The following is a 20,650-nucleotide window of genomic DNA, read 5'->3' as shown; positions in this document are numbered from 1 at the left end:
GTGGGGATTACCCGACGGCGTTTTCCTCGATGCCGTCGATCAGCTTCCACCGCAACGCGGTTGCGGTGTCGACGCGATCGCCGGTCAGCATCATCCATGCCGCGCGCCAGCGCCCGATCCGCCGTGGGACGCTGACGGTACCGCCCGCCCCCGGCACCAACCCCATCTCGATCTCGGGCAGTCGGAAGTAGGTGTCCGGCGCCGCGATCAGCTGCCCCGCGAAGGCTGTCATCTCGATGCCGGCCCCGATGCACGCCCCGTGCACTCGGGCGCAGACATGGTCGCGCAGTCGGTCGATGATCCGCCACGGCGCGCGTTCGAGTCGCACCTGATATGCGGCCACCACATCGACGGCGGTACCGAACTCGTCGAGATCGCCACCGCTGCAGAACACCGGACCCGCGCCGCGCAGGAGCACCCGGGCGATGCCGTCGTCGAGTTCGGCGAGCCGAAGCGCCTCCAGAAGTTGTTCGCGCAGCGGCGAACTCAGTGCGTTTCGACGCTCCGGATGGTCGAGAGTCACCGACAGCAGGTCGGCATCGCGGTCCAGCCGCACCAGCGGTCGATCGGGAAAGTTCACCGGTTTCGGCCCGCCGCGTTCGGCCAGCCACCGCTCGAACTCGCTGCCCGCCAGCAGCATCGAGTAGACCGCGGCCTCCGCTCCGAGTCCTGCGGTCGTATCCGACACCGCCGTCTGGCGCAGCAGTCGCCCCAGCGCCACACTCGCCTGCGGATTGCGCAGCACCGCTTCCGTCAGGTGCTCCACCGCGACGCCGGGGTCGGGATGTTCGACGATCATCGGCGAGGTTCCGGCGTCCTCGGCCAGCGTCAGGGTGAGCGCGCGCAGCAGCGGCACCAGGCTCGGCGAGGCCGGTCCCCGCAACACCCCGATCGACAGCCGCAGCGAACCGGCCAGCGCGTCGGCGAACCGTGCGATCCGCTCCGTCGATTCCCCCGCCCACACGTCCAGCGGGACGACCAGGATCGGGTTTCTCGGCGTGCCCTCCGGGCCGATATCCAGTTCGAGGGCATCCAGGGCCAGATCGGTAGCGTCACGGCTCACCGCGCAATAGTGACACGGTGTCGGCCCCGTAGTGACCGAGACCGCGCGGGCCCCTCGACCTAGTATCGAGCCGTGCACCCTACGACAGCGTCGGTTCCCGGTCCGCCCGCAGCGGACTGGGCGGCGAGCGGGGTGGTCGCCCTCTCCGGTCGCCCCGACGGACCGATGCTGGTGCCGCCGGGGCGCGCGGCCACCAGGGCCCGCGAGCTGACCTCGACGCTGGCCGCCGTCTCAGGCCAAATGATCACCGTCGACGGTGCCCACCTACTGGGCGAACGCGCCGCACTCGCCGACCTGCGGCGCCGGGGAGCGGTGTCGGCGGGCGGCCGTTGCCGCTTGCTGCCCACCGCCGACGGGTGGGCCGCGATCTCCTGCGCCCGGCCCGATGATCCGCTCCTGCTCGGCGCGCTGATCGGGGACGAGCTCGACGCGGCGAATCCGTGGCCCGCGCTTGCCGACTGGGTGCGCGCGCATCGCGGCGCCGAACTCCTCGAACGCGCCGAACTCCTCGGCGTGGCGGCCGGGCCGGTGCGGCATCACGAACGCGTGCACTGCCCGGCACCGATGACGCCGAGGCCGGTCGAAGGGCTGCTCGTCGTCGACTTCAGCGCCTTGTGGGCGGGTCCGCTGTGCGCCCACCTCCTCGGGCTGGCAGGCGCGCGCGTGGTCAAGGTCGAGACCCCGGGACGGCCCGACGGCGCCCGACGCGGAAACCCGGAGTTCTACGCACTACTGCACCATGGGCACGAGTCAGTGGTTCTCGATCCTGCCGACAGCGCGGGAAGGTCGGCGTTGTCGGCCCTCGTCGACGCCGCCGACATCGTCATCGAGGCGTCCAGGCCCCGCGCGCTGGCCGGTTTCGGACTCGACGCCGAGGCGGCCGTCGGACGCGGGGCGAGTTGGGTGTCCATCACCGCAGCCGGTCGAGCGTCGAACCGCATCGGTTTCGGGGACGATGTCGCCGCGGCCGCCGGACTGGTCGCCCACGAGCCCGGTTCGGGCACACCGGCTTTCGTCGGCGACGCCATCGCCGATCCACTCACCGGCCTGACCGCCGCCATGCTCGCGATGTCCTCGCCCGCCGACGGTCGCGGAGTGCTGTGGGACATCTCGATGACCGATGTCGTCGCGAGCACGCTGACAACCGATCCGGTTCCACGGACCTCACAGCGCGGCGACAGCTGGTTCATCGAGTCCGACGCCGGACCGATTCCGATCGCACAACCACTGTCTCGCACCCCGATCGGCCCCGCCGCGGATTCCGGTGCCGATACTGCGCAAGTACTCGAATCGCTCCGGATCCCAGCGCCGTGACCGATTCCCACCTGCCTGCGGCTGGCCGGACCACCATCGTGCGCGACGCAGAAATCGACGGCATTCCAGGTCTCGATCTGCGGGTGCGGGACGGCAGGATCGACGACATCGGGCCGTCGCTGTCCACGGACGGGGCCACGGAGGTGATCGACGCGCGCGGCGGTGCCGTCATCCCCGGACTGCACGATCACCACCTGCACCTGCACGCCACGGCCGCCGACGCGGCGTCGGTGCACTGCGGCCCACCGGCAGTCCTCGACCGCCGCGCGCTGGGCACGGCCCTCGCCGAGGCACCGGGAGACGACCATGGCTGGGTCCGCGGCGTCGGCTACGTCGACACCGTCGCGGGCGATCTCGACGCCGTCGCCCTCGATGCCCTGCACGCGACCCGACCGGTGCGAGTACAGCACCGCAGTGGCGCGATGTGGATCCTCAACTCCGCCGCGCTCGCCGCGGCGGGCATCACCGACGCGGCACATCCCGGTGTCGAGTGCGCTGCCGATAGCGTTCCGACCGGCCGGATCTGGCGCGCGGACACCTGGTTACGCACCCGACTGCCACCCGCGAGGCCACCGCATCTCGGCTCGCTCGGCTCCACCCTCGCCGAGTACGGCATCACCGGCGTCACCGACGCGACCCCTGATCTGTCGACCGGGTCGCAGGCCGCGCTGGTCGCCGCCGTGACCGAGGGCGACCTGCCGCAACGGTTACACCTGCTCGGAGCCCCCTTGGGCAGCGCGCCTGCGCTGCCGGAGCGGATCGGTGTCGGACCGTACAAGATCGTCATCGCCGACTCCGGACTCCCCCTGTTCGACGCGCTGGTGGAGCAGATCAGCGCGGCCCACCGCGACGGACGGGCCGTGGCCGTCCATTGCGTCAGCCGCGAAGCACTGCTCCTGCTGCTCGCGGCCCTGGATGTGGCGGGCGATTTCCCCGGCGACCGCGTCGAACACGCGGCGCTGGTGCCCGCCGACAGCATCGGCGATCTCCACCGCCACGGCCTGCGGGTGGTGACCCAACCAGGTTTCCTGTCCCGGCGCGGCGACTACTACCTCGACCATGTCGAACCCGACGACCTCGACGATCTGTACCGCTGCCGAAGCCTGCTCGCGGCGGGCGTCCCCCTCGCCCTGTCCAGCGACTCCCCCTACGGCCCGCTCGACCCGTGGGCGGTGATCGCCGCGGCCAGTCGCCGATCCACCGAAACCGGCGCGACCATCAATACCGGCGAATGCCTCACGCCCGCACAGGCGCTCGCGGGATACCTCACCCCAGCCGAAGACCCGGGCGGGCGCCCGCGCCGGATCCGACGCGGGGCGTCTGCCGATCTCGTCCTGCTGCGCGCACCGTTGGAGCAAGTACTACGCGACCCGTCGGCCGATGTCGTCGCTCGCACCCTGTTCACGCGAGCGCCGGCGCAGCTGTGATCGGCAGCTAGGTGGCGGGTAGCGCAGCCGCCGAAACCGTGTCGGCGACCTCGAAAGTCGAATCGTGCCAACCACACGGCAACCCACACGTGCGATACAGCCCGCGCTCGACCAACCCGCTGGAATAGGCGCGGACCGTCTCCGACGCCTGCGCCGCGTAGCCGCATCGTGGACATTTCGCAAAGTAGTCGAGCAGGTCATAGCTGGTGGTACGAACCACCTCGCCGGGGATCCGCGCACCGTGCTCGTAGGCCGTGCCGGGTGGCGCGGCCGATCGCGGGTGAGCGATTGTCGGTGCCCTGCGTCGCGGGTCCTTGTATTTCGTCATCGACCGATCACCTCGACACTCGCGGAAATCCCAGAGGGAGTTACTGTTGCTACGACAGTAGTCGAGAATGTTCGAGCCCGAGCGCTGATCAGGGATATACTGTAAACCTTCCCGTATGGCTTATGATCGGCATGTGCCGGATACCTGGAACGACCTCATGGCTTGCCTCGACCTCCGCTCGCTGCCCACCGATGCCACGTCGCCGAGTCCGGCCGATCCCCTTCTCGCCTTCGAGGGATCGAATCAACAGCTGCCCCATCGGCGCCTCTTCGGCGGGCAGCTACTCGGCCAGTTCGTGCGCACGGCGAATGCGGCGAACCCGGACAAGGCAGTCAAGTCGCTCCATGCGTCGTTCTTCCGGGAAGGCACATCCGACACTCCCATTCACTACATCGCCGACCCACTCCACGACGGACGCTCGTTCGGCGCGCTGACCGTGACCGCGACGCAGGGCTGCCGCCCGATCGCCACCTGCGCAGTCTCGCTGCATGCCACCGAAGCGGGCCCGACACACCAGCCGGTCCGCCCCGCCGCCGCACCGCCGGGTCCCGAGAACCGCGTCCGGTTCGACCTGCTCCCGTGGGACACCCGGTCGATCACCGATCTCGACGCCCACGACGACGGGCGAGCCGACTACGACCTCTGGATGCGAATTCCCGACACGGAGGACGCCGGAACCGCCGCCGCACTGCTCGCCTATTCCACGGACCTGAACGTCATCGGCACCGCGCTACGCCCGTTCGACGGCATCGACCAGCGCGGCAACGGCACCGCCTTCACCTCGGCTACGACCTCGCACACGGTCTGGTTCCATCGACCGTTCACCACCGGCGATTGGCTGCTCCTGCGCCACTACAGCGCGATGGTCGCGCACGGGCGCTGCTTCGGCCGAGGCGATGTCTTCACCGCGGACGGCTCGCTGGTCGCCTCGTTCGCCCAGGAGGCCCTGCTCAGGTTTCACGCCGACGCCATCCCGGCCACGTGAACCACGACTCATACTGTATGAACTACAGTAGATAAGACTGCAGTGATGGAAGGGAACCAGATGACGAACACCGCCGACCCGGCCGCAAGCTGGACCGAGGGACAATTTCGCGATGCGCCGATCTTCGACGCCGACCAGCACATGTACGAGACCCCGGACTCGCTGACGAAGTACCTGCCGGAGAAGTACGCACGTGCGGTGCAGTTCGCGCAGATCGGGCGGCAGACCCGGATCGTGATCAACAACAAGGTCACCGACTTCATCCCGAACCCGACCTTCGAGCGGGTCGCCGCGCCCGGCGCGCACGAGAAGTTCTTCGCGGGCGAGAACTCCGACGGGCTCACGCTGCGAGAGATGCAGGGGCCCGCGATCGAGGCACCCGCGGCCACCCGCAACCCGGTCGACCGGATCACCGAGCTCGACCGCCAGGGTGTCGTCGAGGCACTGAACTACCCGACGCTGGCCAGCCTGGTCGAGCATTCGGCGGCCGACGATCCACAGCTCACCCTGGCGATCATCCACGCACTCAACCAGTGGATGGCCGAGCACTGGTCCTACAACTACGCCGACCGCATCTACTCGACCCCGATCATCAATCTCTCCGAGGTCGACGCCGCCCAGCGCGAACTGGAATACATCCTCGACAACGGCGCGAAGGTCGCCTTGATCAAGCCGGGCCCGGTGAACGGCTTGCACGGCTGGCGCTCACCCGCGCTGCCCGAATTCGATCCGTTCTGGCGTGATGTCGAAGCCGCGGGCCTGCCGATCGTGCTGCACGCCAGCTACCCGCCGCTGGACGGCTACATTGCCTCCTGGGAACCGCCGCACACCGCGAACTTCATGGCGCAGAGCCCATTTCGCTGGATGGCGCTGGGGCATCGCGAGATCTCCGACATGATCACCAGTCTCATCTGTCACGGCACCTTGACCCGGTTCCCGAAGCTGCGCGTGGCCAGCGTCGAGAACGGCAGTTCGTGGATCTACCCGCTGTTCCACGACTTCGAAGACCTGTACAAGAAGATGCCGCAGAACTTCCCCGAGCATCCGCACGAGGTGTTCCGCCGCAACATCTGGGTCAGCCCGTTCTGGGAAGGGTGCGTGGCCGATGTCGTCGACACGGTCGGCTGGGACAAGGTCCTGTTCGGTTCCGACTACCCGCACCCGGAGGGTCTGGCCGAGCCGAAGGGCTTCTGGAAGTACGCCGAGGGCATGGACGTCCAGCGCACGTATGACTTCATGGGCGACAACGCCCGCCGCTTCCTCGGACTGCCCATCGCCAACCCGGATCCGAGCGCCGCTGCCCCGACAACCGCCTGATCCAGGCGACTTCAGCCGCCGCCGAATCGGATTCGGCGGCGGCTGTTCTCATCGGGTCGCCTGATGCTCAGACGCGCATGTCATCGAGAAGCGCGGCCAGCAGTGCGAGGCTGTCATGTGCCTCGACGCCCGCGACAGCCCGCGCCACGCCACAGCGGGTCACCGCCGGCGACTGCATTCGTTCGCCCGCCTCAGCGGTGCAGACGATAGCGAGCAGCAACTCGGCGATGCCGACCTTGTACAGCGTCCACAGCTGCTCCGGGTCTGCCGTGATGCCCGCGGCGTCGAGCCGGGCGGCGTAGCGCTCGACAAGTCCTCGTTCGATCTCGCGCAGCAATTCCGGCTCCAGCGACGAGTTCGCGAAGTAGGCGACATCGCGCATGCCGCAACCGGTCGTCGAGATCTGCCAGTCCAGGAAGCCCGGCGTCGAGTCTTCGAAGAACAGGTTGCCCAGATGCGGGTCCCCGTGGATCAGGGTCTGCGGTTGGTTGGCCCAGAAGGCGTCGATCTCCCTGCCACGCTGATAGAAGATCCGGATCTGCTCCCGGACCGTCGCCGGGACCAGGTCCGCGGCGTGCCCGGTGAGTGTGCCGAGCAGCCGGCGCCGGATCAGGATCCCGAGTTGGGTTTCCACCTCCGACCGTGTGGCCGACGTGGTGCCCGCCTCACCTGCTCGGTCCTGCCAGAAGGCGGCGTGCAGATCCGCCATGGCGTCGACGACGGCCTCCGCTTCGCTTCGGTCGAGCGGATCGCCGACCGTGCGAAACCGCGCGGTCGGCGACAGATCCTCCAGGACCAGCACAGCGCGACCCCGCACCGGGTCGAACCGCGTCGCGTAGCAGTGGGGCACCCGGATCGGTGGTGCGTCGCCTAATGCGCGATAGGCGTCGATCTCTCGCGCCCCGAGGCTGAACAGGTTCATCAGGACATGCTGAAAGTAGTTGCGCGGCGGCATTTTCAGGAACAGGGAGGCCGGAATATCGGCATCCGAGGTCACTTCGATGCGCGCCCGCGCCGCCGTGCCGGAATGGGCGTCCACGACCCGTATGTGGTGGATCGTCTCCGGTGCCACGCCGAAGACTTCGGCGAGCCAGGCCGCGGTCACGTCCTCCACGCGCAGCGGTGCGCGCGCACCACCCGTCGGCACAGAGCGATCGAACGCGACCCGCAATGCCTGCCCGGCCACCGAACCGATGGCTCGGGCAGTGCGGACCGAAGCCCGCACTATCTCCCTCCGCCTTCTCGGGCGATCCGCTCGTCGTGGCGACGGACCAGTTCCCGGAACCCGATGGGTTCCCAGCCGGGTTTGGGTTGGACGCTCCATTCGTCACGTGCGGTGGTCTGCCCGGCCGCTTCGGCCTGCCCGCCGAGCGGTGGTGCGTTGAAGTCGGCGGGATACTGGCATTCCAGGGTGTCGTCGGAGTAGCGGACCTTTATCATCTCGTGGCAGATCTCCTGCAGTGACAAGGTCGGCCAGCCGTACCAGATCGCGAGCGCGGGTACGGTGAACGCCCCTTCGACCACCAGCGCCACCAGGCAGATCATGATCCCCCGCTTGAGCCAGCGATGCATGCGCGCGAAAGGTGGCGTGGTGCCCAACGGAAGTTCTTCCGGCGGAACCGATCCCGATTCGGACGACGGTGTACTCATCGCGAAATTCTCCTTCAGCAGATAAATCGAGTCGAACCGCGGTCAGTCGGCGAATATCTCGCGATTGACCGTATGCAGATAGGGGATTGCCAGGAATGGCGTGATGTAGAAGATGTCGTAGAGCCACCAGCCGAACACCGGCAGCACGACACCGTCGAAGCGGATATCGGCGTACACGGTCATATTCACGATGTAGCCGACCCAGATGACCACACCGAACCAGCAGGTGACCGTCAGCCACTGATGACCCCACCGCTTCATCTGCAGGAAGGCGATCGCGGCGGCGATCCGCATCGGGAAGACGACGAGCACACAGGCGATTTCCCAGCCCTTCTCGCCAGGCGCACCCGACCCGCCGATCCACAGCTCGTTGTAGTGCCACCAGTAGCCACCGTCGAAGAAATTGCCCCAGGCGGTGAAGAAGACCCGCGTGACCAAGGTGTGGCTGGCGAAAACGTCGAGCACCCAGCCGACACTGTTGAGGAAGGCGTCGAGAATGACGAGATACCCGATCAGCGTGACGATGAGCGGGCGCACGGATAATCCTTCTCGCTGCGCTCGGCGCTGCAGCCACACGCCGCGCAGAAAGACCGGCAGACCCACCAGGCCCAAGATGTAGGTGCCCATCAGTGCCGTACCCGCGGTGAGCCAGATATCGGCGCGTCGCTGACTCGCCCGGCTTTCCGCTTCGTGCTCGTCATAGCTTCCGGCGGTCCGGATATCCGCGCTCGGTGGATTCGCCGATCCGGTGCGGCGCTTGACAAATGTCGGCAAATTCACGATTTTCTCCTACCAGTCACTGTTCATCAACATCTGCACCTGGATGAGGAACATCAGCAGCAGAAACCCATAGATGGTGATTTGGAAGACGATCAGCGCACGCTTACGTCTACGGTCTTGCTCGTTCATATGAGCGTTCTCCTCGAGGTGATCACACGGGTTCTTCGTCGGCGAGCAGACCGGCGGTGGCGATCTGGCGCAGGCCGTCACCGATGGCGGCATCGGTGCTCAGCGGCGCCAGCACACAGGCCTGCACCGCATCGATTTCGCGCGCGCCGGCGACGATGAGCTGCGCCGCCGCCACCAGCACGCGCGTCGACGGTGGCTCGAAATGGAATATCTCGTCCGCGCCACGAATAGTGTTCGCGCAGTGGACCAGTCGGGTCGCAACCGCCGGATCGACGCCGGATTCCGTCACCACCACATCGGCTTCCCGTTCGGGCGGCAGGTAGTCCATGGTGATGGTGACGAAGCGCTGCCGAAATGACGGTTTCAGCACTTTGAGTGAACTGCGGTAGGCCGGGTTGTAGGAGCAGACGAGCATGAACGATTCGGGGGCTGCCACCACCTCGCCCGCGCGGTCGAGGAACAGCGCACGCCGATGGTCGGCGAGCGAATGCAGCACGGCCAGTGAATCGTGGCGGGCCTCGATCACCTCGTCCAGATAGCAGATGGCTCCGTCCTTCACGGCCCTGGTGAGGGGCCCGTCGCTCCAGACCACGTCACCGCCGGTGACGAGCAACCGCCCGACCAGGTCCGAGCTGGTGATGTCGTCATGGCAGCTGACGGTGACCACCGGTCGACCGAGCAGCGAGCCCATGTGCTCGACGAATCGCGTTTTGCCACACCCGGTCGGCCCGGCGAGCATGACCGGAAGGCGCTGCTGGAACGCTCGTTCGAACAGTTCGACCTCGCCGCCGCCGGCGAAATAGGAATCAGATGTCATAAATCGACCAACTCTCGGTGAATATGTGCGAGAACGCGGGGAAGTTCCTCCACCCGCCGAATGCGTTGCGAGCGTGTGGGTCCGAATACCTCGGGCAGTGGATCGACGCGAACCGGGCCGATGCCGATGTAGTAGACGGCGATCCCGGCGGTGACGGCCTCCTCGACGGCATGGGCCACATCGGCCCACGCGTAGCGGCCCTCGTACCCTTCGTCGGAGATGAGGCCGTCGCCGATGATGATGAGCTGGCGACGCTGCGCCGGTTGTTCGAGCAGCCGACCGGTCAGGTGCCGCAGTGGCGCGCCGAGGCGGGTGTAGCCCCCGGCCATCAGCCCGAGACCGCCGATATCGACGAAGTTCCGGTCGTCGAAGTCCTTCAGACACCGGACTTCCACGCGGTGGCGGGTATTGCCGGTGAACACGAAGATCCCGTGCCGTTCCCTGGCGACCGTCATGGCTCGGGAGAGGGCGTCGGCGCAGGCCAGTTCCAACCGGAAGGTCGCGCCGCCGTTGATGCCGAGCGAGGAGCTGCCGTCGAGCAGCACAGCGGTCGTGACATCGCGGGCGCTGGGCAACAATTCACGAAACACCCGTGGCTGCGGCGTCGCGCCGACCTGCGTGTCGACGTAATGGCTGATGTAGCGGTCGATGTCGATATCGGACCCGTCCACCAGGCCGCCGCGCATGGAGCGGTGGGTGAGTTCCTCGAACCAGCGACGCACCTCGGGCGAGGCAGGCGCGATCGGGCTCGACGAGGTGGGTTGACGGCGCTCCATGACCGCGACGTGGTCGCGCAGGAAGCTCATCGTCCACTGGTTCCACTCCGGGTACGGAATCCCCGCGCGTTGATCGGCGCGGATCTCGATGTCCTCGTTCTCGGGTCGGCTCGGTGGCGGCATATTCGAGGCCCGGCTGCCGCCTTCACCACCGACCGGTACCGACCAGACGCGGTAGCTGTCGCTGCGATTGGATGTCCACGGCATGCGGCCGTATATCCGCCGCGCCGCGAGCGCCATGCGGCTGCGCGGCGGCGCGGCCAGTGGCACACTCCCGAGCAACGGATACTCCCCCAGAGCCCGCGGCGACCGTGCGAGCGCGACGGCGCGCTCGATGATGTCGTCGCCGGGCAGGTCGGGATCGGTGAACTCGAGTGCCGGCAGCCACCGGCGCAGTTCGGGCACCAGTCCGGGAAACCGATCGGCCACCCAGGTCGCGGCGACGTCACCCTCGACGATCGAGAGTGCAGCACGCTCACGCGGTGACAACTCGTGCAGCAGATACTGCGCTATCCGGTCTTTGGAAGGCGAACACTGCAGTGCGACACCGCAGGTCATGGTGATGCGGTTCCAGTCGGCCGACGGCGGATACGGCACGTGCACGAAGCTGAGACCCGGGCTCAGGCCGAAGCCGCGCCGCTCGCCGGTTACCAGGCGGACGCCTTGGCGGCGACGGCCCGACAGCGCAACCGCCGTCACCGCGTAGCTGCGCTCGATCGACGCCGCCGGCCCGGTCGCGGTCATCCTGGATCTCCGCGGGTACACGCCGACGCACGAACAGCACCCATGATCAGAATGTCCCGATATTGCTCAGGATCCAGTACCAGAACGCGATGATGAGAACCACCGCGCCCCAGGCGAGGACAAGTCGGATGATGTCGAGCAGCATGATCGGGATTCCCTATCTGTCGGCGAATGGTGGGTTGCGTCGCGGTCATCGGGGCTCCAAGCTCCGCAGAGTCGCCGTCACGTAGTCGGCCAGCGCCGCTGTGCGGACGGCTTTCGAGCCGCTCGTGGTGGTGAGCAGGGCGTAGAGGCCGAGGAGGAAGAACACGGCGCTGTGGTAGGACTGGACGACGAGTTGGGCTTGTCCGCGCGCGGCGGCCTGTTCGATCTCCACGGCGACCAGTCCGATCACGGAATGTTCCCGCCAGGTCTCATCCAATGGTCGCGCCGGCGAGAAGTGCACGGCGAGTAGATCTTTGAACAACTTGCTGCCTAGGCGCCGTTCCATCGCCGAGACCAACCGGACGACTTTCGCCAGTACGTCCGCCAGATCGTGCGGCGTACGGAGGTACCGTTCGAGCTCTCCGGCGATGCGCGCCTCCTCGCGCTGCTCGAGTTCGAGGAGCACGTGTTCCTTGGTCGGGAAGTGGAAGTAGAAGGTCCCGCGTGCCACGCCCGCGTCCTCGACGATCGTCGCGATGTCGGCCTCGGCCGCGCCGGCTCTACCGAATTCCGCAACCGCCGCATCGAGCACTCGCTTCCGTGTGAGTAGACGCTGCGCCTGTCGCCCCTGGGGCTTGTCCTGGATTTCGCTCATGCCGCGAGCTAACTCCCGTCATTGACTCGCGTCAATCAGGCGCGCAAAGAGGCACGGCGAGATTCGCCAGAGCCCTTCTCCTGCTTGCTGATCGAGTCAGCTCGAGTGAATCCCGGCTGGTCATCGACCGCGTGACCCAATACTGACATATGTCATTGAAATTCGTCAATAGATTTTCGGATCGCGAACCGGCGGTTCACGGACGCCCGGTCACGCCCACCGAAAACACCCCAGGGTGACATACCGGAAGGCATACTGTATTCATGCGAATGAGACTCCCCGGTGGAGACAGTGCCGGGGAGCGCATGTGCGGCAGGGGTGTTGCCGGACGCGGCTATCCGGCGCGGTGACGAACCCTCGTGAGGACGGCGGTACCGACGAGCAGCAGCCCCACCACAGCCAGACCGATCGGCAGCCACACGAAGAGCCACCGGATCAGCTGACGACCGTCCTTCGCATCACCGAGCAGGGCGTCGAGGGTGGGCTGGTCGAATCGGAGCTCCCCGGCGAACGCGGTCACCTGGTGCGGATTGTCCGCGGTCTGCGCGTAGTAGATCCGCGGGCTGGTCACCAGGTCGACGGTCGCACCGGTAGTCGGCTCCACCCACATATCGCGGACATTGGCGTAGTACTGGTTCATCGTCACCATGTCCATGCCGCCCGGCAGGCCCCATTTCGCCGCGGGCAAGGTCAGTTGGGTCTGCTGCGTGACGCCCACGGTCTTCGTCATATCCACCGGCGGCAATTCGGAACGGAAGTGATACAGCCGCATCCCGTCGATGCTGCGGTCATCGTCGATGTAGCGCGCCGTAGTCGGCGTGTGCGCCATGAGTTCGTAGAAGCGGTGATCCGATTTCTGTACATCAGGGGTGAACGAGAACAGCGTCCCGATGCGGGCAGGCTCCTCCGCCGGCGGAGCGGGCGGGCCCGTCCACGTCGGTACCGGTTCGGCGCCGACCAGATAATTCTGCCGGTCGACCTGCACGACATCGGTCGAGTTGATGAATACCGCGGAGTCTCCGGCGACGTCGCTGCGTGCCCCGAGGAGACTGCCATGGATCACGGCCGACGAATTGTCGGCCGATTCGGCCAGCGTCGTTCGCGCGGTAATGGATACCGGGACATCCCTCGATGTCCGCACCGGTGTCGCCGAGAGGAAACTCGACCGATCGATCAACTCACCCCTACCGACAACAACGGTGGTCTGGTCCAGCTCGTCCGGTAGACCGATGACCGAATCCCGTACGAATGTCGGTAGCAATGCGGCGGCAACGAGAAAGGAAACTCCCGTAACGCCTGCCGCGATCCCGGTAAATGACCTCTTTGTCATGAAATCCTCTATCCCTGGCGGAGATGTCGTGGCACCCGATTTTTTCGTTCATGGATGACCACTGTGATCCAACACACTGAAGATAGTTCAACAGTTGGCCTCACGGGATAGATTGCGATAAGTATTCCGATATCGATTCGAACGCGGCCGCGCGGGCCGTGTCCGAGTCGAAACCCACTCGAACAGCCGACGACCGCCGCCCCGTAATTCGGAGCGGCGGTCATCGACGGCTATCCGTCACGACGAGAAAAGCGCCGGAACTACTTCGGCTGAAAACGCTGCCCGCCGTCGATACGAATGACTTCACCGTTGATATACGGATTCTCGAGCAGATGCTGAGCCAGCAACGCGTATTCGGCCGGTGCGCCCAGCCGCTTCGGGAACGGCACCGCCGCAGCGAATTTCGCGAGCTTCTCCTCACCGAGGAAATCCATGATCGGGGTGTGCATCGTTCCCGGAGCGATGCTGTTCACCCGGATGCCGACAGCGCTGAGGTCGCGGGCGCCGGTCAGGGTCAACGAGATCACGCCACCCTTGGCCGCCGCGTAGGCCGACTGACCGATCTGGCCCTCGTACCCGGCGATGGAGCTGGTCATGACAATCGCGCCACGCTCGCCGCTGTCCTTCGGCTCGAGCTTCGCGATCTTCGCCGCCGCGAGCCGAAGCACGTTGTAGGTGCCCGTCAGATACAGCGCGATGGTGTCGGTGAAGCCCTTCAACGTGTGCGGTGTGCCGTCCCGGTTGACGACCTTCTCCAGCACACCGAACCCACCGTGGGCGATCACCGCGTAGCGCAGCGTGCCGAGTTCGTCGGCCGCCGCGAACGCTTCCTCGATCGTCGAATCGTCCAGCACGTCGGTGCGCACATAGACGGCCTTGTTGCCCAGCTCCTCGGCCAGTGCCTTGCCCTTGTCGTCGTTGACATCGGCGATCACCACGGCCGCGCCTTCGGCGTGCAGCCTGCGCACCGCCGCGTCACCCAGCCCACCGGCACCACCGGTCACCAGTACTACTTCACCTTCGAACGACACTGCGTCTCCTCACTTGATGGGTTGATGGTGGACGGGCAGCTCACTGCCTCACTTGCCCGTCCAGTTGGGGGTTCGCTTCTCGGCGAACGCTTTCGCGCCTTCCTGCGCGTCCTGCGTGCCGAAAACCGGGGCGATGAGCTCGAGCTGCTTGCGCCACATCTCGCCGGTGCTCCACTCGGCCGCCTTGACGATGACCTCCTTGGTCACCGCGACCGCGATCGGTCCGTTGGCCGTGATCCGTTCGGCCAGAGCCAATGCCCGGTCCAGCGCTTCCCCCGGTTCGGCTACTTCGTTGACGAAGCCCCACGCGGCGGCGTCCTCTGCCGTGAAACTGTCACCGGTCAGGGCCAATTCGAGTGCTTTCTGGTACGGAATGCGCTGCGGCAGCCGCAACAGCGCACCGCCGCCCGCCACCAGACCGCGTTTGACCTCGGGAACCCCGAACCGCGCGGTCTTGGAGGCGACGACCAGATCTGTAGCCAGGACCAGTTCGGTGCCGCCGGCCAGCGCGTAGCCTTCGACGGCGGCGATGATCGGCTTGGCCGGTGGCTTCTCGGTGAATCCGAGGCCTTTACCGGCGACATACGGGTACTCCCCTGCCGCGAAGGCCTTCAGATCCATTCCGGCGCTGAAGTTTCCGCCGCTGCCGGTCAGGACCGCGACGGACAGCTCGGGACTTTCGTCGAGCTCGTCGACGGCGTCGGCGAGTCCCTGACTGACCGCGAGATTGATCGCGTTGCGCGCGTCCGGCCGGTTGATCGTGATCACCAGCGTTCGCCCGCGCCGTTCCACTAGCACTGCGTCCGACACAGATATCTCCATTCTCTCGGTGAAAGCACTCAGACTTCGATGACGAGGGCGCCGCCCATACCGCCACCCGCGCACATCGCCGCGACGCCGATACCGCCGCCGCGACGCCGGAGCTCGTAGATCAGGGTCGCCACCTGGCGGGCACCCGAGGCCGAGATCGGATGGCCGAGGCTGCATCCGCTGCCGGAGAAGTTCACCCGCTCCTCGTCGATGCCGTGCGCGCGGCACGCGGCGATCGGCACCGAGGCGAAGGCTTCGTTGATCTCCCACAGCGCCACGTCATCGACGGTCAGTCCCGCACGGTCGAGCACCTTGCCGATCACGTTCACCGCGGCGATGCCGTTATCCGCGGGCGTCACACCCACGTTCGCCCAAGCTCGCACTGTCGCGAGAACATCCAGGCCCGCACTCGCCGCATAGTCGTCCGCGGTCACCGTCACCGCGGCGGCGGCGTCGTTGATGCCGCTGCTGTTACCCGCGGTGATCGAGAACCCCTCGATCTCGGGATGCAGAACGGGCAGCGCCGCCAACCGCTCGGCGGTCGTCTCCCGGCGCGGATGCTCGTCGACTGCGAAATCGAGCACCGAGCCGTCGGGCTGGGCGACCTTCAACGGCAGGATCTCGTCGGTGAACTTGCCCTCGTCGATCGCCGCGACAGCCCGCTGATGCGACCGCAATGCCCAGTCGTCCATTTCCTGACGGCTGATCCCGACCTTCTTGGCGGTGTTCCAGCCGACCGTGATCGCCATATCCATCGTGGGCGCGTCCGGGGTCTCCGGGTGTGACGGCGGGATCCACGGTTCCTTGAATTCGAGCTCGGGCCCGGACCCGGGCACCCGCCACTTCATCAGCGGAGCCGTCGACAGCGATTGCACACCGCCGGCCACGATCACCCGCTCCATTCCGACGCCGATGTGCGCGGCCGCGTTGGCGATGGAGGTGAGGCTGCCCGCGCAATGGCGATTCACCGCTTGGCCGGGCACATTCAGCATTCCCGCGGCCACGGCCGCGTGCCGCGCGAGGTCGCCGCCGCCGTAGTTCAGTTCGGCGAAGATGACATCGTCGACGTGGGTCGGGTCGATGCCCGAGCGGCGAACGGCCTCGGTGAGGATCTCGATGGCGAGTGTCTCCGACGCCACGTTCACGAGCGCACCCTTGAACGATCGCGCGATCGCGGTGCGGACCGCACTGACAATGACTGGTGTGGGCATGTCTCTCAACCTCTGAGTTCCGGCTGCACCCATCGATGCGGCCTGGTGTGTAGTGCGATGAATTACAGGTCGTGTATTCGGTCAGTCGATGGTGAAGCGGATCGGCAAATGCTTCAAACCACCCACGAAAGTCGTTGCCGTCAACTCCGGCTCGCCCGCCAACTCGATCGACTTCAAGCGCGGCAACAACTCTCCCAGGAACTTGCCGATCTCCATCCGAGCCAAGCCCGCACCGAGACAGAAGTGCACGCCGTAACCGAACGCCACATGCTTGTTCGGCTCACGCCCGATGTCGAAGCGGAACGGATCTTCGAAAACGTCCTCGTCACGATTCGCCGACGCGTACGACAACAACAACGAATCACCCGCCGGAATAGACACCCCGTTGACGACCGAATCCTCAGCGGCAGTTCGCATGAACGCCTTCACCGGTGTCACCCACCGAATGATCTCTTCGACTGCGCCCGGCATCAGACCCGGATCAGAACGCAAACGATCGAGCTGGTCAGGGTGCTCGATCAACGCCCGCAGACCACCCGAGATACTGCTACTCGTCGTATCGTGGCCCGCCGTGGCGATGATGGCGTAGTACGAAACAATGTCCACATCCGACAGTGGCTCACCGTCGATCTTCGCGTTCGCGATCATCGACGCCAGATCATCGGTCGGATTCGCCCGCCGCGATTCCGTCAATGCCTGGAAGAACGTGAACATCTCCACCAACGCGTTCATCGCCTCATCCGGTGGCGTCGACCGCTTCAACTCGTCATCATCAGAACCCACGAGTTCCTGGGTCAGCTTCAGCATCAGCGGAAAATCCGACTCCGGTACCCCGAGCAGCGACATGATCACGTACAGCGGGAAATTCACCGCGATCTCGGACACGAAATCGCACTCACCCCCCGTATCCCGCATCCGATCCACGTACCGCTTGGCGAGCTCCTCGATCCGGACCCCCATCGCCTTCATCGCCTTGGGCCCGAACCAATCCGCCGCGATCGCACGCACCACCCGATGCTGCGGATCATCCATGTGAATCAGCGTCCGGATCCCCACCGCGGCCTGCATCTCGTCCGACTTCGCGGTCATCAACACCGGACGCGGCCAGTTCGTGAACCGGCGATTCGCCCGCTCCACCGCCATCACATCGGCGTGCTTGGTAATCGCCCAGAACGGTTCGTAACCGGCGACTTCCGCCCGCGCGACCGGCTTCTCCGCTCGCAACGCGGCCAACGCGGCATGCAACCGCGGCTCATCGGCATAGGCGGCCGGATCCGCCAGAACGTTCGCGGCCTCATCAACGATCGGCATCCCTATCAGCACCTTTTCCCGTTCCGAGCTGGTAACCCAGCAATCCACCACACCGCACGCACCCGCGCAGATGGCGTTGTCTCGACCTCAAGACTGATTTATAGTTACCCTTACTGTCAAGCTTTCTGTAACAGATGCCGTATTGGGCATCGGAACGGTGGAAACCCATGGTCGCCCAGCAACGCAGGATCGTCGTCGTCGGAGCAGGGTCCGGCATCGGAGCGGCGACGGCGACGCACTTCCACGAGCAGGGGGACCACGTACTCGCGGTCGATCTGCACGCGAACGACACACCGGCCACCCAGCACGAACAGTGCGACCTGCGCGACGCGAGCGACATCGCGGCCCTGCTGGACCGCATCGGTGCCGACTGGGATGCGCTGGCCTACGTCGCGGGCGTGCCGGGCACCGCATCGGCGGCCGATGTCCTCGGGGTGAACTACCTCGGCATGCGGCTGTTCACCACCGGAATGCTGCCGCTGCTGCGTCAGGGCGGCGCGATCGTCACCGTGGCCTCGGTCGCCGCTCTCGGCTGGCAGCAACGGATCGACGATCTCGCGGGCTTGCTGGCCGCGACCGACGCCGATGCCGTGGCGCAGTGGCAGGCGACGCAGGACCCGGCCTATCCCGTCTACAGCACCTCGAAGCAGGCGTCGATCATCTTCGCCAAGCGCCTGGCGCCGACCGCTTGGCAGAAGTACGGCATCCGGGTCAACTCCGTGAGTCCCGGTCCCACCGAGACACCGATTCTCACCGATTTCGAAGCGTCGATGGGCAAGGAAGTCCTCGACTCGGTCAAGGCCACCGTCGGCAGGCACGCGAGGGTCGCCGACATCGTGCCGGTGATCGCGTTCCTCGCCGGCCCTGACTCCCGCTGGGTCAACGCCCAGGACATTCACGTCGATGGTGGATTCGTGGCCCCGTTGACCGTCGGCCCGGCCATCGGACTCTGAACCGTTCCCACTCGCCCGTACGGCGCCACAACTCATAGCGCCGTACGGGCGGCACGTTCGGAAACAGGCGTCATGCCGAAACCCCGGACGCCACATCGAGATCGGTGCCGCCCGAGGTCGTTCGATCAGAGTTCGGCGACAGCCTGTTCACGAGCCCAGCGATAGTCCGCTTTCCCCGCGGGACTGCGACTGATCGTGGAGCGGAAGACCACCGCCTTGGGCAGCTTGTAGCGGGCGAGCGACTGCGCGGCATGGCCGACCAGCTCATCGAAATCCACGGTCGCGTCTTCCACCAGTTCCACGACCGCCACGACCTCCTGACCCCACCGCTCGTTCGGACGCCCGACAACCAACACATCAGCGACCGCGGGATGAGAAACGATCGCCGACTCGACCTCTTCCGCGAAGATCTTCTCGCCGCCGGAGTTGATGGTGACGGCGTCGCGACCGAGCAGCTCGATCGTCCCGTTCTCGAGGTGGCGCGCACGATCACCGGGCAGCACGAAGCGCACGCCGTCGATGACGGGGAAGGTCGCCGCGGTCTTGGCCGCGTCACCCTTGTAGCCCAGCGGGGTGAACTGACGTTTCGCGAGCCAACCGAGACCGGCGTGGCCGGCTTGGAGGACAGTGCTGAGATCCTCGGCGACGACCCTGGTGTCCAGACCCGCGGAGAACGTTCCGGTCGAGACGAAGCCCGCCGCCGAGACATGGTGCAGCTGGGTTCCGGTTTCCGAAGATCCGACACCATCGAGCACCACCAAACCCGGCACCGCTTCGATCCATTGCTGCTTGACCTGCGGCGTGAGTACCGCTCCACCATTGGCGAGCGCGGCCAGCGACGACACATCGGCGATCTTCGACTCCACCGCGGCGAGCAACGGTCTGGCCATGGCGTCACCCACCACGATGGCGATCGCGACTCGTTCGCGCTCGATCGTCCGCACGATCTCGGGCCCGTCGATCCGATCCACCACCGGGGAGAACACAATGGATTGACCGGTGGTCATGGCGGTGAGCACCGCCCACTGCGCCGCGCCGTGGATCAGCGGCGGCAACAGCATGAGTTTGACGCCGGGGTTCGCGGCGGCCCGCGCACCGATCTCTTCGTAGGAGTTCACCTGCGTGCCGGTGTTGATGTCACGCCCGCCGCACGCTGCCATGTAGATGTCGTGCTGGCGCCACAGCACGCCCTTCGGCATCCCGGTGGTGCCGCCGGTGTAGAGCACATAGAGATCGTCCGGTGAGGCTGTCACCGGCAGCACCACAGGTTCCGTTGTGGCGATGATCGTTTCGTAGTCGACGGCACCGTCGAGCAGATCGTTTCCGGAGTCGTCGGCGATCTGGATGAGGACCCGCAGATGCGGCAACTCGGACCGAATCTCGGCCACCCGCGGCGCGAAGGTCGCGTGGTAGACCAGTGCTGTGGCGCCTGCGTCGGCCAGCAGATGCTGGAGTTCGCTCTTGACGTAGCGGTAGTTCACGTTGAAAGGCGCGACGCGCGCGCGAAACGCCCCGATCAAACTCTCGACATACTCGTTGCCGTTGTAGGCGTAGATGCCGAGCAGGTCCTGGCCGACCTCATGCGGTTCGAGCTCGGAACGTTCGGTGTGACAACCCAGCCCCTGCGCATGCAGGTAGGCAGCGAGCCGCCGGGACCGTTCGGCCACCTGCGCATAGGTGTGGCGGCGGTCGCCCTGGATGATGATGTCGCGATCCGGGAGCGCCGCGGCGGCGGCGTCGGCAGCGCCGACGAGAGTCAATTGCGTCGAGTCGGACCCGGTCGCGGAAGGGGACAACGTAACTCCTCAGTGATCGTTCGCAAGCGCTCACGCGCCCGAAAATTGTGGTGGAAGAAGTGGATTGAACGGCTTCTGT

The 20,650-nt window shown here is 66.2% G+C and carries 19 protein-coding genes; 5 read left to right on the top strand and 14 right to left on the bottom strand.

The genetic code is table 11. From position 1 onward, the window contains the following. Positions 1-7: 7 nt before the first annotated feature. Positions 8-1,063: an enoyl-CoA hydratase/isomerase family protein gene (locus ACFXKN_RS17750; protein ID WP_379433388.1), complete on the bottom strand. Its 1,056-nt coding sequence runs from the start codon at positions 1,061-1,063 to the stop codon at positions 8-10. Between the two features lie 165 nt (positions 1,064-1,228). Here ACFXKN_RS17750 and ACFXKN_RS17745 point away from each other — a divergent pair, with 165 nt between their 5' ends. Then, positions 1,229-2,377, top strand: a complete 1,149-nt coding sequence (locus ACFXKN_RS17745) for a CoA transferase (RefSeq protein ID WP_379433423.1) — start codon at positions 1,229-1,231, stop codon at positions 2,375-2,377. After that, positions 2,374-3,804: an amidohydrolase family protein gene (locus ACFXKN_RS17740; RefSeq protein WP_379433387.1), complete on the top strand. Its 1,431-nt coding sequence runs from the start codon at positions 2,374-2,376 to the stop codon at positions 3,802-3,804. The genes ACFXKN_RS17745 and ACFXKN_RS17740 overlap by 4 nt, the downstream gene beginning before the upstream one ends. 7 nt (positions 3,805-3,811) lie before the next feature. On the opposite strand, the gene ACFXKN_RS17735 is transcribed toward ACFXKN_RS17740, so the two are convergent. Continuing rightward, entirely contained in the window at positions 3,812-4,132 is a 321-nt protein-coding gene (locus ACFXKN_RS17735; protein WP_379433386.1) for a hypothetical protein, read from the bottom strand. A gap of 115 nt (positions 4,133-4,247) precedes the next feature. On the opposite strand from ACFXKN_RS17735, the gene ACFXKN_RS17730 reads away from it, so the two are divergent. Continuing rightward, entirely contained in the window at positions 4,248-5,117 is an 870-nt protein-coding gene (locus ACFXKN_RS17730) for an acyl-CoA thioesterase (RefSeq protein ID WP_379433385.1), read from the top strand. A 60-nt stretch (positions 5,118-5,177) separates the two neighbouring features. Beyond that, entirely contained in the window at positions 5,178-6,434 is a 1,257-nt protein-coding gene (locus tag ACFXKN_RS17725) for an amidohydrolase family protein (RefSeq protein WP_379433384.1), read from the top strand. Positions 6,435-6,501: 67 nt separating this feature from the next. Here ACFXKN_RS17725 and ACFXKN_RS17720 read toward each other — a convergent pair whose 3' ends face one another. The 11 genes from ACFXKN_RS17720 to ACFXKN_RS17670 all read right to left on the bottom strand — a co-directional run bounded on the left by ACFXKN_RS17720 (position 6,502) and on the right by ACFXKN_RS17670 (position 17,822). Continuing rightward, a complete protein-coding gene (locus ACFXKN_RS17720) occupies positions 6,502-7,659 on the bottom strand; it encodes a phosphotransferase (RefSeq protein ID WP_379433383.1) in 1,158 nt (385 codons plus the stop codon). Then, positions 7,659-8,084, bottom strand: coding sequence for a hypothetical protein (locus ACFXKN_RS17715; RefSeq protein WP_378951246.1), 426 nt, complete (start codon positions 8,082-8,084; stop codon positions 7,659-7,661). Before ACFXKN_RS17715 ends, ACFXKN_RS17720 begins: the two co-directional genes overlap by 1 nt. 42 nt (positions 8,085-8,126) lie before the next feature. Further along, a complete protein-coding gene (locus ACFXKN_RS17710; protein WP_378951249.1) occupies positions 8,127-8,864 on the bottom strand; it encodes a hypothetical protein in 738 nt (245 codons plus the stop codon). 151 nt (positions 8,865-9,015) lie between these two features. Next, on the bottom strand, positions 9,016-9,810 hold the full coding sequence (locus ACFXKN_RS17705) for a CbbQ/NirQ/NorQ/GpvN family protein (protein ID WP_379433382.1): 795 nt from the start codon (positions 9,808-9,810) through the stop codon (positions 9,016-9,018). Then, positions 9,807-11,330, bottom strand: coding sequence for a nitric oxide reductase activation protein NorD (locus tag ACFXKN_RS17700; RefSeq protein WP_379433381.1), 1,524 nt, complete (start codon positions 11,328-11,330; stop codon positions 9,807-9,809). The genes ACFXKN_RS17705 and ACFXKN_RS17700 overlap by 4 nt, the downstream gene beginning before the upstream one ends. Before the next feature lie 190 nt (positions 11,331-11,520). Further along, the gene (locus ACFXKN_RS17695) at positions 11,521-12,129 is read right to left on the bottom strand and encodes a TetR/AcrR family transcriptional regulator (protein ID WP_379433380.1); all 609 of its coding nucleotides are present in this window, start codon (positions 12,127-12,129) and stop codon (positions 11,521-11,523) included. Positions 12,130-12,463: 334 nt separating this feature from the next. Next, a complete protein-coding gene (locus tag ACFXKN_RS17690) occupies positions 12,464-13,459 on the bottom strand; it encodes a DUF3068 domain-containing protein (RefSeq protein ID WP_379433379.1) in 996 nt (331 codons plus the stop codon). Positions 13,460-13,719: 260 nt separating this feature from the next. Further along, entirely contained in the window at positions 13,720-14,490 is a 771-nt protein-coding gene (locus ACFXKN_RS17685; protein ID WP_378951264.1) for an SDR family oxidoreductase, read from the bottom strand. Between the two features lie 48 nt (positions 14,491-14,538). Further along, positions 14,539-15,300, bottom strand: coding sequence for a crotonase/enoyl-CoA hydratase family protein (locus ACFXKN_RS17680; RefSeq protein WP_378951267.1), 762 nt, complete (start codon positions 15,298-15,300; stop codon positions 14,539-14,541). A gap of 29 nt (positions 15,301-15,329) precedes the next feature. Next, the gene (locus ACFXKN_RS17675) at positions 15,330-16,511 is read right to left on the bottom strand and encodes a thiolase family protein (RefSeq protein ID WP_378951270.1); all 1,182 of its coding nucleotides are present in this window, start codon (positions 16,509-16,511) and stop codon (positions 15,330-15,332) included. 81 nt (positions 16,512-16,592) lie between these two features. Then, positions 16,593-17,822 (bottom strand): cytochrome P450, encoded by a 1,230-nt coding sequence (locus tag ACFXKN_RS17670; RefSeq protein WP_378951274.1) that lies wholly within the window; start codon positions 17,820-17,822, stop codon positions 16,593-16,595. Between the two features lie 167 nt (positions 17,823-17,989). Here ACFXKN_RS17670 and ACFXKN_RS17665 point away from each other — a divergent pair, with 167 nt between their 5' ends. Continuing rightward, positions 17,990-18,775: an SDR family oxidoreductase gene (locus ACFXKN_RS17665; protein WP_378951277.1), complete on the top strand. Its 786-nt coding sequence runs from the start codon at positions 17,990-17,992 to the stop codon at positions 18,773-18,775. Positions 18,776-18,900: 125 nt separating this feature from the next. Here the strand turns inward: ACFXKN_RS17665 and ACFXKN_RS17660 are convergent, their stop codons facing one another. Continuing rightward, positions 18,901-20,571, bottom strand: coding sequence for an acyl-CoA synthetase (locus ACFXKN_RS17660; RefSeq protein ID WP_378951280.1), 1,671 nt, complete (start codon positions 20,569-20,571; stop codon positions 18,901-18,903). Positions 20,572-20,650 lie beyond the last annotated feature (79 nt).

The sequence above is a fragment of the Nocardia sp. NPDC059195 genome (assembly GCF_042754695.1).
Classification (GTDB): domain Bacteria; phylum Actinomycetota; class Actinomycetes; order Mycobacteriales; family Mycobacteriaceae; genus Nocardia.
Note: the sequence above shows the minus strand (reverse complement) of the source record. Positions and strands in the feature narration are given on the sequence as shown.

Coding starts and splice junctions, on each gene's coding strand:
- ACFXKN_RS17745 (WP_379433423.1), top strand. CDS start 1,229: ATGCTGGTGCCGCCGGGGCGCGCGGCCACCAGGGCCCGCGAGCTGACC.
- ACFXKN_RS17735 (WP_379433386.1), bottom strand. CDS start 4,132: ATGACGAAATACAAGGACCCGCGACGCAGGGCACCGACAATCGCTCAC.
- ACFXKN_RS17730 (WP_379433385.1), top strand. CDS start 4,248: ATGGCTTATGATCGGCATGTGCCGGATACCTGGAACGACCTCATGGCT.
- ACFXKN_RS17725 (WP_379433384.1), top strand. CDS start 5,178: ATGACGAACACCGCCGACCCGGCCGCAAGCTGGACCGAGGGACAATTT.
- ACFXKN_RS17715 (WP_378951246.1), bottom strand. CDS start 8,084: ATGAGTACACCGTCGTCCGAATCGGGATCGGTTCCGCCGGAAGAACTT.
- ACFXKN_RS17705 (WP_379433382.1), bottom strand. CDS start 9,810: ATGACATCTGATTCCTATTTCGCCGGCGGCGGCGAGGTCGAACTGTTC.
- ACFXKN_RS17700 (WP_379433381.1), bottom strand. CDS start 11,330: ATGACCGCGACCGGGCCGGCGGCGTCGATCGAGCGCAGCTACGCGGTG.
- ACFXKN_RS17695 (WP_379433380.1), bottom strand. CDS start 12,129: ATGAGCGAAATCCAGGACAAGCCCCAGGGGCGACAGGCGCAGCGTCTA.
- ACFXKN_RS17690 (WP_379433379.1), bottom strand. CDS start 13,459: ATGACAAAGAGGTCATTTACCGGGATCGCGGCAGGCGTTACGGGAGTT.
- ACFXKN_RS17675 (WP_378951270.1), bottom strand. CDS start 16,511: ATGCCCACACCAGTCATTGTCAGTGCGGTCCGCACCGCGATCGCGCGA.
- ACFXKN_RS17670 (WP_378951274.1), bottom strand. CDS start 17,822: ATGCCGATCGTTGATGAGGCCGCGAACGTTCTGGCGGATCCGGCCGCC.
- ACFXKN_RS17665 (WP_378951277.1), top strand. CDS start 17,990: ATGGTCGCCCAGCAACGCAGGATCGTCGTCGTCGGAGCAGGGTCCGGC.